A 12,631-nucleotide genomic window follows, 5' to 3' on the forward strand; every position below is an offset into this window, starting at 1 on the left:
GGAGTAGTGGTCTGCAAAAGGCGGCCTTCGGGCCGCCTTTGTCGTTTCTGAGGGTTCCGCCCGGGACGATGACAAGCGATTGATGGCGGGCCGCTGAGAGTCGAGATCCGTGCGGATTGGCTTCGACGGACCCTGAACTCCACCGTGTTGTCTGAGGGATCATGATCTGAGAGGTTGGGGCCATCACGAAGTGATCTCAGCCATTCTCATCGGAGCGATGCGGGCAGCGAAAAAGCCCGCTGGAACGCCCGGTTCGGAGGACGGTGTACTTCGCATGTTGGCAGCGAGGATCGCCAGCTCGGGCAAGATTCCGCGTGATGGTCGTCCAGCAGGCCCCGCGTGCACTGCCCGTTTCGCGATAACGCAGAGCGGGAAAAGGAGTCCGCGGTGCAGAGGGGCTGAGATCCTGCCGAGTTGCGCCATACGGGCAGCGGTTCCCAGGATCGGGATCCGAGGGTTACTCCAGCGCGTCTGGCCCGCGGGCCGGGACAGCACCGCCTTCTGGATAGCCGTGGTCCCCAGCCGGCTCGACTGAGCGCTTGGGGCTGAAGTACGAACGGGCTGTCGGCCGCGGAATTTTGCCGTCGTCGTGGCCTGCGGCGTGTTCGCCGGCTTCACGCATCGGGTTGCAGGTTGACGCGCGCGGGGTGTGGAGGGCGTGCTCGCGAGCGGGAGCCGGCCCTGCGAGGGGGCTGACCCGGTCGCCGCCGCGTCCGTCTCGCGATCACGGGTCGCAGAATGGACTCTGTCCGCCAGGCCGGCCGATGCGGCGAAGAGGCCTCATGCCGGCCGTTGGCGGCTCGGCGGAGATCGCCTTCGTGACGGTGCACGCTGAAGCGGTGGTCCAAGCCGGGCCCGCCCAATTCGATCGGACCGCCTCCGGACCACGAATGGGGGCAGAGGCCGCATTGCGCGAGCCTGCTGAACCCGACCGGGCCGTATGACGGTTCGCCCCGATGCCGGGGAGGGTCCTGGGAAGGGCCGGGGCGAGTCCGAGGCGCACGGTGCAGCCGTGAAGAGCGCATCGTCCGAGCCTGAATCTCCAGTCCAACCTCGCGTGTCGCGCTGGGGCGCGACCGGGCGGGTCCCCGAGACATGTCTGGCCAAATCTGATCGCGGGGGCCTCGCAACGAGAAACAGCCGCCGCCCCCCAGCGGGGACGACGGCCGTCGACGATCAACCGCCGACCAGTCCACGGACGGGTCTGGCGGCCATGTTACCCGGCGAGCGCCAGCTCAGGCATAGAGCGGGGCGGTGTAGACCAGGAAATCGTCCGCATGGAGCTCGACGGGCTTCGTGTCGAGATGCGCGAAGACAACCGCCTTGCCGGCCCCAGCGGTCCCATCCGCATCGAAGGAGATGTTTCCGCTCGTGCTGTCATAGATGATCGTCGGCGCGCCCTTCTGGGAGGCCTCGCTGCCGGGGCGCAGAACGAAGTGATTGTCCACTCCGGTCCCGTCCACCAGCTGAGCATAGCCGTTGTAGATCGGCGTGCTGTTGTTGAAGACGCCGAAGATCGAGCTGTCCAGGACGATCTTGTCGATGCCGACCTGGAAGTCGGTGATGTTGTCCGAGTTACCAGATGTCAGGGACGCATCGAAGATGAACTTGTCCGCACCCGCTCCACCGGTCAGGAAATCATGACCGGACCCACCGGAGATCACGTCGTCGCCAGCGCCACCATCGATCGTGTCGCTGCCGGCACCGCCACGCAGGCTGTTCATGCCGCTGTTACCGACGAGGATATTGTCGCCGTCATTGCCGGCGCCGCCGATGTTGGCCGACCCTTCGAGGTAGAGGTTCTCGAGATTGACGCCGAGCGCCCAGGTCACGGTCGAGTGGACGTTGTCGATACCGCCGCCCTCGCCGTTGAACTCGACGATTTTATCCTCGCGGTGATACACATAGTAGGTGTCATCGCCAGCACCGCCTTCAAGACGACTGTTCTGGTTCTCCGAGGCGTACAGTGTATCGTTACCATCGGTGCCGCGGGCGGAGTATCCGAAAGCCATACCCAAATTTCCTTCCCACAATCCTTATACGGCACGGACTACGGAATACTGCGTTCGAGAGAGAACGACTCTCCGCAGCAAGTGCGCCCCGCGCTGTAGCGGGAGCTTTAATAGAAGCTTAACCCAAAGCCAAGAGGCCGGAAGCGGCCGATCCGCATTTAAGCTGCGTAGGTCGGCTGGTTCAGCAGTCATTCCGCCCAAGGAAAACTACTTAGACGGCGGAGAACTGACTTGGGACGGTCGTTCCGGAAATCACCCCGCGAACGATGTTGAGGAACGGTCCTTGGATCGAACTGGATAGTTCCGAACAGCATTCCTCGGATAATGCGTCCACGAAAAAGAAGCACAGGACCCAGGAAGAACGCTGAGCGAACGCTCGAACACGCAGCTCGACTGGGATTTGCAAGCAAGACTGGCGAATGACACGGGCTGATCGTGAGACATCAGCGGGTCATGTCATGGACGGACACGCCGGCGATTGAGGCGTTGCTGCGCCAACATACAGGTCGGCCGGATCGCGGGGTCCGAGGCTGCCGGGATCACAACGTCGTGAGGGAGACACCGAGGCGACCGCAGAGGCCGGCTCACAGTCCCTTGCCCCGGCACGGCGATTCGCTTGCCGCGGCCCCCGTCGCTGCAGGACGCTGCGTCTGGACCTTCATCTTCTCCGGGCAAAAGGATCCCAGGGTCAGTCTTGCGCGAGAGGGTACAGGCCTTCAGCGGCCCGGCCTTGAGGGCGGCCCGGCCTTGAGGGCGGCCCGGCCTTGAGGGCGGCTCGACCGGCGCTGCGGCGCGGGAGAGAGGTCCACCCACCCCGCGCCGGATCTGGAGCCACCTTCGCCAAATCGCGCAATCCAGACAGCCGCCGGGCCAGGAGGCCGAGCCCGCGGTCGGCGGGCGCCGTCCAGATCCTTGCCTCAGCCGACCCCGGTGGGACCGTCGATGACGCGCCGCACGCGCCGCGCGAGTTCCAGGCGCTTGTAGGGCTTGTTGATGATTTCGAACTCGGTGCCGCCCGCATCGGTGCGCTCCAGGGACGCCTCCGCGTAGCCCGTGGTCAGCAGCACCTTGATCCGGGGCTGACGCTCGCGCGCGGCGCGGGCCAGCATGACGCCGTTCATGCCCCCCGGCATGATGAGGTCGGTGAACAGGAGGTCGATCCGTCGCTCGCCGTCGAGGATCTCGATGGCAGCCCGGGGGCCGTCGGCCACGATGACCTTGTAGCCGAAATCCTCCAGGATGATGCTGGCGGTCTCGGCCACGTCCACCCGGTCGTCCACGACCAGCACCGTCTCGGTTCCATGCCGGTCCGCGGACCGCTGCGAGGCCTTGCGCTCCTCCTCGATCTTCTGGTCGCTCGCCGGGAACAGCAGGCGCACCGTCGTGCCGTGCCCGACCTCGGAGTAGACCTTCACCGAGCCGCCCGATTGCTTGGCGAAGCCGTAGACCATCGCGAGGCCAAGACCGGTGCCCTTGCCCTCGCCCTTGGTGGTGAAGAACGGCTCCATCACGCGCTTCAGGATCTCGGGCGGCATGCCGCTCCCGGTGTCGGTGACGGAGACCACCACGTAGGCCCCCGGTCCGACCGTCTTGAACAGGGCGGCGTCCTCGTCCTCGACGAGGAGGTTCTCCGTCTTCACCGTGACGGTGCCCCCGCCCGGCATCGCGTCGCGCGCGTTCAGCATCACGTTGAGCAGGGCCACCTCGGCCTGGGTCGGGTCGATGCGGGTATTCCAGAGCTCGGGCAGGAGGTCCTGGCGCAGGGTGACGTGGTCTCCCAAGGTCCGCTCGGCCATCTCGCTCATGCTCTGGACGAGGCCGTTCAGGTTGAGCAGTCGCCCCTCGAGCCGCTGCTTGCGCGAGAAGGCGAGAAGCTGGTGGGTCAGCTTGGCGGCCCGCTCGGACGCATCGCGGACCGCCTCACCGGCCCGGCGCAGGCGTCCGACATCGATATCGGGATGGTCGACCAGCGCGAGCATGACCTCGTTATGTCCGGAGATCACCTGCAGCAGGTTGTTGAAGTCATGCGCGATGCCGCCGGTGAGCTGGCCCAGGCTCTCCATCTTCTGCGCCTGATGCAGGGACTCTTCGGCATCGCGTCGCCGGGAGACGTCGAGCTGCGAGCCGAAGAAGTAGACGAGTTCGCCGGACCGGTTGAACACCGGGGACACGAACAGGGCGTTCCAGAACGAGGAGCCGTCCTTGCGGTAGTTGATGATCTCGGTTGAGAACTCCCGCTGTTCCTGGATAGCCAGGCGCAGCTCGCTCACCACCTCGCGGTCCGTCTCCGCGCCCTGCAGGAAGCGGCAATTCGTGCCGATCAGCTCGTCCCGGGTGTAGCCGGTCATGCGCTCGAAGGCGCGATTGACGAAGATGATCGGATTGTCCGCCTGATGCGGATCCGTGACGATCATCGGCATGCGCGTCGTTTCGACGGCGGCGAAGAAGATATCGTGGTGCTGATCAATGACGCCCGACGGACCGCGGCCGCTGACGGGGGTCTTGGGACCATAAGTCTTCGGCTTCTCGGGGGACGTCGTCAATGCGAAGCTCCAGTCTTCGAGGCACCGGGCGCGCCTTGAACCAGTCCAAATCGACAGATGCCATACGGTGTAAAACCGGTGAATGGCCATTGAACAAAACTTGAACCGCCTTCCGCGGGCGCGTCGTCGCAGGCCGTGTTGACCCGGTTCGATCCCGGTGAACCGAGGACGCCGTCGGCGCGGGAGGGCCAGGCGATCCAAACATCGGCGGGCGTATCACCGCGGTCCTTCTGCCCGTCCCCGTAGTGCGTCCGTACCAGAAATCGCGAGCGTGGCCGGAACAGGATTGCGCACAACCCGTTTGTGCACGGTTGCTGACGCGCCCGACCACCGTCGACCGGGCCGCAGCCGCGCTTTGACCGACCCAGCCATTTCGACGGACGACGACAGGAGAACATCATGGTCGATACCAACCGCGTGACCGGCACCGCCAAGGAACTCGCCGGCAAGGCCCAGGGCGCCATCGGCGACCTCGTGGGATCCCGGGACGATTCGGTGAAGGGCCGCCTGCGCGAGGTGCAGGGTTCAGCCGAGAACCTCTACGGCCAGGCCAAGGATGCCGTCCGAAACGTCGCCGACGACGTCTCGGACTATGCCGAGGACGCGTACGACCAGGGCAAGCGCCAGATGCACGAGGTCTACGAGCGGTCCGTCGCGTGGCCGCACGCCTCGCTTCTCGTGGCCGGCCTCGTGGGCTTCGGCCTGGGCCTCCTCGTCAGCAAGCTCTGACGCTTCCGCGCCGCATTTCCTAGAACCACCGAACGTTCGGAGCATCCCGTGGCCGCCTCGCCCATTCTGTCCTCGTCCCCCGCCGCATCCACCGACACCCGCACGGTCCTGCTGAACCAGGTCTCCTGGGGGGCGATCTTCGCCGGCGCCGTCACCGCGCTGGTGACCCAGGTCATCCTCAACATGGTCGGGGTCGGCGTCGGCCTGTCCAGCGTCGGCCCGGTGGCTGCCGACAACCCGGCCGCCTCCACCCTGTCCCTGAGCGCCGGCCTCTGGTTCGTCGGCTCGGGCGTGCTCGCCTCCCTGGCCGGCGGCCTCATCGCCGGACGCCTCTCGGGCAAGCCCGTCACCGGCGCGGCCGGCCTGCACGGCCTGGTCTCCTGGGCGGTGACCACCCTGGTGGTGCTCTACCTCCTGACCTCGGCCGCCGGCGGCCTGATCGGCGGCGCCTTCTCGGGCGTGACCAGCACGCTGGGCGGGGCCGGCTCGCTGGTGGGCGGCACGGTGCAGACCGCCGCGCAGGCGGCCGCGCCCTCGCTCTCCAAGATCAGCAACCCCCTCGACGGCATCGAGCAGTCGGTGCGCAACCAGGCGGCCGGGCAGGACCCGCAGGCGGCCAAGGACGCGGCCGTGGCCGCCATCCGGGCGCTGTTCACCGGGGATCCGGCCCAGAAGGCCCAGGCCGAGACCCGCGCGGCCGACGCGCTCGCCAAGGCCCAGGGCATCCCGGTCGAGCAGGCCAAGGCGCAGATCCAGGACTACCGCAAGCAGTACGACGAGACCGTGGCCGCCGCCAAGGTGAAGGCCGAGGCCGCCGCCGTGGCCGCCAAGTCCGCCGCCACCCAGGGCGCCTTCTACGGCGCGCTCGCCCTGATCCTGGGCGCGCTCGCCGGCTTCCTCGGCGGTCGCCTCGGCGCCCCCAAGCGCCTCACCCTCGCCGACGGCACCGACGCCCGCCGCGTCTGAAGCGAATGGGGCTGACCCTGGAGGTCGGCCCCGCACGCCTCCCATCGGGCGACCCCGTCAGGCTTGCACCGAGCCACGGAGCCTCCGACCGCCGATGCGAACCGCCAGCGCCCTAGGGTCTGCGCGACAAGCAGGCCGAACGCCGACGCGTCCTTGCTGACCTACAGGCCGCCGGCGCCGCCTGCGCCGCCACCGGCACTGCCCGTGCCGTTCGCCCGCGAAGGCTGACCGGCGTTCCCGCCCGCGGCGGAGTTCGACGTGGTGGTGTCGGCCCCGGTCGCGCCGCGCGACAGGGTCCGCCCGCGACGGCCGCCCGTGGTATTCTGACTGCTGGACATCGCGATGCCGCGCTTCTTGTGCCGTGCCCGCGCGTCGGCGGTCGTGCTCATCTGCACCAGCACGAGGGATGACAGGGCCAGGGCGCAGGTCGAGAGCGTGAGCGTTTTCATGGTCACTCCTGTTGCTGACTGCGATAACTCAGGATCACCGTCCGGTTTCCCTGCGGGCGCGTCGCGGCCTGGATTGGAAAGCAAGGATCGGGATGCGGCGGCGGTCATTTCAGGCCAGGACAGGCCGAGGCGCGGCTGTGACAGGCGGCGACCGGCCCTGGACGACGGAGGACGTTTCCCCATGCAGAGCGCAGACCTCCAACGGGTCAGGGACGACTCGATCACCCTCGACGAGGAGGCGCAGCGCTGGGCCGCGGTGACCGCCCGGGACGCTCGAGCCGACGGCGCCTTCGTCTACGCCGTTCGCACCACTGGGGTGTATTGCCGCCCCAGTTGTCCCTCCCGGGCGGCCAACCCGAAGAACGTCAGCTTCCACGCCACCTGCGATGCGGCCGAGGCTGCAGGCTTCCGCCCGTGCCGGCGCTGTCGGCCGAACGACGTGGCCGCGGCCGAACGGCACGCTGCGGTGATCGTCCGGGCGTGCCGCCGCATCGACGCGGCCGAGACCATGCCGAGCCTCGAGGACCTCGCGGCGACGGCGGGCCTGAGCACCTTCCACTTTCACCGCGTCTTCCGGCGGATCACCGGCATCACACCGAAGGCCTACGCGGCAGCCAAGCTGGCAGAGCGAATCGCGCAGCGCCTGCCCCAGGCCGGGACGGTGACCGAAGCGGCCTTCGCAGCCGGCTTCAACGCCTCGAGCCGCTTCTACGCGCAGGGGCCGGCTCGGCTCGGGATGAGCCCATCGGCCTATCGTGCGGGCGGCACCGGTACGGCGATCCGCTTCGCGGTGGCCGCGTCCTCCCTCGGCGCGCTGCTCGTCGCGGCGACCGCCCGGGGCCTCTGCGCCATCCTCCTGGGCGACGATCCCGACGCCCTGGTCCGCGATCTCCAGGACCGCTTCCCCAGGGCCGACCTGGCGCCCGGCGACTCCGCCTTCGACGCGTGGGTGGCGGCGGTCGTCGGCTTCGTCGAGACGCCGGGCCGCGAGCTCGACTTGCCGCTCGACATCGGCGGCACCGTCTTCCAACAGCGGGTCTGGGCCGCCCTGCGTGCCGTCCCCATCGGCACCACGACGACCTATGGCGCGATCGCCCGGGCCATCGGCGCCCCGACGTCCATGCGGGCCGTGGCCCAGGCCTGCGGCGCCAACCGGCTGGCGGTCGCCATCCCGTGCCACCGGGTGGTCCGCTCGGACGGGTCGCTTTCCGGCTACCGATGGGGCGTCGAGCGCAAGCGCCTGCTGCTCGACCGCGAGGCCGACGCGCGATGAGGGCCGCGCAGCGCCCCCGACCGTCGGACGTGGTATGTGCGCCACAGGTCACGACCACAGAATGTCCGACCCGTCGCGTACCCCCGTGTCACAGGCTACAAGTCATGCCGGTACGTTCGGACATACGACACGCCTGATGGGACGTGCCGGTTGGCACCCGTCCGGGCCGGCCTCCCCATGCGGCGTGATCCGCCTCCACTCCCGTGGTCGAAACCGGCATGGCCGCTGCTCCCCGCTCTTGCCGTTCCCAGGCCGTCGCGTCCCGAAGTGCGGGCTCTCGGTCCGGAGCCGTCCGGTTCGCCTGCTTCGTCGCCCTCCTCGCCGCGACCGACGCGCGCGCCGAGGACGCGGCGGGGATCGTCCTGGAGGAACTCTCGGTCTCGGCCGAGGGCCGCCCGGCACCGGCCGCGGTGCCCTTCGGCGTCTCGGCACCTCCCGGTTCGAGCCCGAGCCTGATCGAACAGCCCCTGGGCACCACCGCGGCGCGCGTCGGACGCACCGACACGATCGAGAACCGGCCAGCCACCAGCATCGGATCGGTGCTGCTGGACAGTCCCGGCGTCACCGTGCGCCAGGGCAATGGCGGGCGCGACGTGGTGATCTCCATCCGGGGCAACAATGCCCGCTCCACCGGCGTCATCCGAAACATGGTCGTGCTGGAGGACGGCTTCCTCCTGACCCAGCCGGACGGCGCCTCGCGCTTCGACCTCGTCGATCCCCGCGCCTACAGCCGCATCGACGTGTTCCGTGGCCCGCAATCGGCGCTGTTCGGCAACTACGCCACCGGCGGCGCACTCGCCTTCCGCACCCGGACGGGCCGCGAGATCGGCGGCTTCGAGATCGGCACCGATGCAGGCGGCTTCGGCTACCTCAGCAATTCTTTCACGGTCGGCGGCGTCAGCGGCCCCGTCGAGATCAGCCTGTTCGCCAGCGACGTCCGCGCCGGCGGCTACCAGGATCACAGCGCCTACGACACGCAGACGATCAACCTGCTGGCGAGCTACACCCCGACACCGGACAACCGCTTCACCCTGAAGCTGATCAACAACCAGCTGCAGGCGGACCTGCCGGCGCGCGCTTCCCTCGAGCAGTACCGGATCAACCCCGATCAGCGCGGCTGTGCCCGGGCGGCGACGGCCGCGCCCGGCTGTACCCTGACGACCCTGTTCGCCAACGGCGCGTTCGGCCGGACGGTGGGCGTCACCGCGGCCGAGGGCGGGTTCGGACGCGACGACCGGCGCACCGTCGTGGCCCTGCGCTGGGAGCACGACCTCGACGCGCAGACGACCTGGCGCACTCAGCTCGGCTTCGACGAGCGCAACTTCGACCAGCCGTTCTACACCTCCGCGTTCCGTGGCAGCTACCCGTCCCTGACCTTCCTCACCGACCTCACCCGGCGCTACGACCTGATGGGCCTGCCGGCCGTGGGCTACGTGGCCTTCACCTCCGAGATCCTCGACAACCACGTGACGACGTTCAACCGGGCGCCGGGGGCGGGGCGACCGGCCCTGGGCGCCCTGATCGGAGATCTGCGCGGCGACCAGACCAATCTCGGCGGGCGCGCCCGCACGGAGGTGGCACTCTCCTAGCACTGGACCGGGCTCCTCGGGATCAGCGCGACGAACACCACCATCACCGGCCGCAACATTGCCTACGGCTATTCCGATGCCGGACGGACCGTGTCGGTGGTCGATGCCGCGCGCAGCTTCCTCAACGTGGCGCCGGAACTCGCGCTGGTCTATCGGCCCCAGGACGCCTGGAGCTTCCGGGGCCGCGTCGCCACCGGCTACGCCACGCCGACGGGCAGCAACCTGTTCGTCACCAGCGCGGGATTGCCGGGCAACAACACGCAGCTCCAGGCGCAGGAAAACCTCGGCTTCGACCTCGGCGTCGACTGGACGCCGGTGGAATCCCTGCGGATCAACCTGACGGGCTTCTACGAGTTCTTCCGCAACGAACTCCTGTCGCAATCACCGGGCGGGGGCCGCCTGAGCTACTTCGTCAATGCCCCGGCCTCGGAGCACCGCGGCGTCGAACTCGGCGGCGAATGGGCCTTCGCGCCGGTCTGGCGCGGAACGCTGGCCTACAGCTTCGACGACCAGCTCTACACCCGGTTCACCGAGCAGCTGAGTGCCGGGGCCTTCAGCGCGCGCTTCGACCGGGCGGGCCAGTCCATTCCCGGCGTCCCCGCGCATCAACTCCTGGCGCGGGTCGGCTACGACCAGGTCGGCGGCCCCCTCAACGGGCTCGGCGCCTTCCTGGAGACCGTGGTCCAGGACGGCGTCCTCATCGACAACGGCAACCGCCTGCGGACACCCGGCTACGCCGTCCTCAACGCGAATATCCACTACGCCACCGAACTGCCCGCCGGCTACGCCAAGCGCCTCAGCCTGTACCTGGAGGTCCGCAATCTGCTCGATACCACCTACATCGCCTCGGCCCTGAACCTGACGAGCACCCTCAGCCGGACCACCGGCCTGGAGAACGGGGCCGCCACCCTGGCGGGGACGGCCGGATCGATCCTCGCGGGAGCGCCACGCAACGTCGTCGGAGGGCTCAAGCTCTCGTTTTAACGAACGGCGCTCTGGTGAGCTGCGAGTCCGGAAGGCATTCCCGACGCACTGCCCACAAATTAGGCACGCAGCGTAGACCTTTCGAACGACGTCAAGATTTCCGCATGTCTTAGAGGCAGCGACTGGCCGTGCGCGCGGCCGCCGGGACAGCATCGACGCTTTCCGCGCCAGTGCGGCCCCCGACCCGGATCATGGGCGCTCAGAACTGATCGGGGCGCGGGTTTGTTCCGGGCGCCCGACAGCAGCGCAGCGGTTTGGCCGATGGATTGCATTCACGGTCTCGTCATACCGCCTGCAGCCCAGGGAAACCCGTCCGCGCATGTTTGCTTCCGTCTCCCGTTGGTCGAAGTCCCGTCTTCTGGCCGCCACCCTGCTGTCCGGGGCCCTGATGCCCACGGCCCTCGCGCAGGGCGTCCTCAAGATCGGCATGACGGCCTCCGACATCCCGCTCACCACGGGCCAGGCCGACAATGGTGGCGAGGGCATGCGGTTCACGGGCTACACGGTCTATGACGGGCTCATCAACTGGGACCTCTCCTCCGCCACCAAGCCCTCCGTGCTGGTGCCGGGCCTCGCCACGAGCTGGGCCGTCGATCCGGCCGACAACACCAAGTGGACCTTCAAGCTGCGCGAGGGCGTGACCTTCCATGACGGCTCGCCCTTCACCGCCGAGTCGGTGGTGTGGAACCTCGACAAGCTCCTGAAGACCGACGCGCCGCAATTCGACCCGCGGCAGTCGGCCCAGGGACGCTCGCGCATCCCGGCGGTGGCCAGCTACCGCGCCATCGACCCGACCACCCTCGAGGTCGTCACCAAGAACCCCGACGCGACGCTGCCCTACCAGATCGCCTGGATCATGATCTCGTCGCCGGCCCAGTGGGAGAAGGTCGGCAAGAGCTGGGACGCCTTCGCCAAGAATCCGGCCGGCACCGGACCGTGGAAGCTCACCCTGTTCGCCCCGCGCGAGCGCGCCGAGATGGTTCCGAACAAGGAGTACTGGGACAAGGCCCGGGTGCCGAAGCTCGACAAGCTCGTGCTCGTGCCGCTGCCCGAGGCCAATGCCCGCGTGGCCGCACTGCGCTCGGGCCAGGTCGACTGGATCGAGGCGCCCCCGCCGGATGCCGTCGCGTCCCTGAAGGCCGCCGGTTTCGGCATCGTCACCAACGCCTACCCGCACAACTGGACCTGGCACCTGTCCCGCGTCGAGGGCTCGCCCTGGAACGACATCCGCGTGCGCAAGGCGGCCAATCTCGCGGTGGACCGCGAGGGCATGAAGGAGTTGCTCAACGGGCTGATGATTCCGGCCCAGGGCTTCATGCCGCCGGGCTCGGCCTGGTTCGGCCACCCCACCTTCAAGCCGAACTACGATCCGGAAGCCGCCAAGAAGCTCCTGGCCGAGGCCGGCTACGGCCCGAACAAGCCCATCGTCACCAAGATCCTGATCGCGCCGTCGGGCTCGGGCCAGATGCAGCCCCTGCCGATGAACGAATTCATCCAGCAGAACCTCGCGGATGTCGGCATCAAGGTCGAGTTTGAGGTGGTCGAGTGGAACACACTCATCAACCTGTGGCGCGCGGGCGCCAAGTCCGACATGTCGCGCAAGGCGACGGGGATGAACTTCTCCTACTTCATCCAGGACCCCTTCACCGGCTTCATCCGCCACCTCCAGTGCAACCTCGCGGCACCCAACGGCACCAACTGGGGCCATTACTGCGACCCCGAGATGGACAAGCTCTTCGATCAGGTCCGCACCACCTTCGACCCGGCCGAGCAGACCAAGGTCCTGGAGAAGGTGCACGAGAAGTACGTCAACGACGCCCTGTTCCTGATGGTGGCCCACGACACCAACCCGCGCGCCCTGAGCCCCAAGGTGAAGGGCTTCGTGCAGGCGCAGAACTGGTTCCAGGACTTCTCGCCGATCTCGATGGGCAAGTGATCGGATGACCAGGAGAGTCGCGCGGCAGACCCCTCCAAATTCTGCGGGGGAGGGTGCCTGCGGAGCCGGCGGGAGAGGCGATCGCGACCAACCCGGGTTCGGTGGTGCTCCCCTCTCGCGGGACTTCGTCCGGGCACGACCCGCGCTCCT

At 68.3% G+C, this 12,631-nt stretch carries 7 protein-coding genes and 1 pseudogene; 5 read left to right on the forward strand and 3 right to left on the reverse strand.

Translation table 11 applies throughout. The annotated features are described in order from the left end of the window. Positions 1–1,235 precede the first annotated feature (1,235 nt). Together AC0IY1_RS10520 and AC0IY1_RS10525 are read right to left on the reverse strand one after the other, a co-directional pair. On the reverse strand, positions 1,236–2,012 hold the full coding sequence (locus AC0IY1_RS10520; RefSeq protein WP_055950448.1) for a calcium-binding protein: 777 nt from the start codon (positions 2,010–2,012) through the stop codon (positions 1,236–1,238). 917 nt (positions 2,013–2,929) lie between these two features. After that, complete coding sequence (locus tag AC0IY1_RS10525) at positions 2,930–4,555, reverse strand: hybrid sensor histidine kinase/response regulator (RefSeq protein ID WP_055950451.1); 1,626 nt, start codon at positions 4,553–4,555, stop codon at positions 2,930–2,932. A gap of 399 nt (positions 4,556–4,954) precedes the next feature. Between AC0IY1_RS10525 and AC0IY1_RS10530 the strand changes: the two genes are divergently transcribed. Both AC0IY1_RS10530 and AC0IY1_RS10535 read left to right on the forward strand, forming a co-directional pair. After that, positions 4,955–5,284, forward strand: coding sequence for a CsbD family protein (locus tag AC0IY1_RS10530; RefSeq protein ID WP_471769396.1), 330 nt, complete (start codon positions 4,955–4,957; stop codon positions 5,282–5,284). Positions 5,285–5,332: 48 nt separating this feature from the next. Beyond that, a complete protein-coding gene (locus AC0IY1_RS10535) occupies positions 5,333–6,250 on the forward strand; it encodes a PhnA-like protein (RefSeq protein WP_471769397.1) in 918 nt (305 codons plus the stop codon). Between the two features lie 161 nt (positions 6,251–6,411). On the opposite strand, the gene AC0IY1_RS10540 is transcribed toward AC0IY1_RS10535, so the two are convergent. Then, positions 6,412–6,699, reverse strand: coding sequence for a hypothetical protein (locus AC0IY1_RS10540; RefSeq protein WP_055949687.1), 288 nt, complete (start codon positions 6,697–6,699; stop codon positions 6,412–6,414). A 181-nt stretch (positions 6,700–6,880) separates the two neighbouring features. Here AC0IY1_RS10540 and ada point away from each other — a divergent pair, with 181 nt between their 5' ends. From ada to AC0IY1_RS10555, 3 genes and pseudogenes are all read left to right on the forward strand, one after another. Continuing rightward, positions 6,881–7,972 carry a bifunctional DNA-binding transcriptional regulator/O6-methylguanine-DNA methyltransferase Ada gene (gene ada, locus AC0IY1_RS10545; protein WP_471769399.1) on the forward strand — a complete coding sequence of 364 codons (1,092 nt, stop codon included), beginning with the start codon at positions 6,881–6,883 and terminating at the stop codon, positions 7,970–7,972. 218 nt (positions 7,973–8,190) lie between these two features. Next, positions 8,191–10,545: pseudogene (locus AC0IY1_RS10550) on the forward strand (TonB-dependent receptor family protein). Between the two features lie 388 nt (positions 10,546–10,933). Next, positions 10,934–12,481, forward strand: coding sequence for an ABC transporter substrate-binding protein (locus tag AC0IY1_RS10555; protein WP_471769439.1), 1,548 nt, complete (start codon positions 10,934–10,936; stop codon positions 12,479–12,481). The last annotated feature ends 150 nt before the right edge of the window (positions 12,482–12,631 follow it).

The sequence above is a fragment of the Methylobacterium sp. AC690 genome (assembly GCF_979256535.1).

What these genes read in the sequence shown, in the direction of transcription:
- AC0IY1_RS10530 (WP_471769396.1), top strand. Translation starts at nt 4,955, where the DNA reads ATGGTCGATACCAACCGCGTGACCGGCACCGCCAAGGAACTCGCCGGC.
- AC0IY1_RS10540 (WP_055949687.1), bottom strand. Translation starts at nt 6,699, where the DNA reads ATGAAAACGCTCACGCTCTCGACCTGCGCCCTGGCCCTGTCATCCCTC.
- ada (WP_471769399.1), top strand. Translation starts at nt 6,881, where the DNA reads ATGCAGAGCGCAGACCTCCAACGGGTCAGGGACGACTCGATCACCCTC.
- AC0IY1_RS10555 (WP_471769439.1), top strand. Translation starts at nt 10,934, where the DNA reads ATGCCCACGGCCCTCGCGCAGGGCGTCCTCAAGATCGGCATGACGGCC.
- AC0IY1_RS10520 (WP_055950448.1), bottom strand. Translation starts at nt 2,012, where the DNA reads ATGGCTTTCGGATACTCCGCCCGCGGCACCGATGGTAACGATACACTG.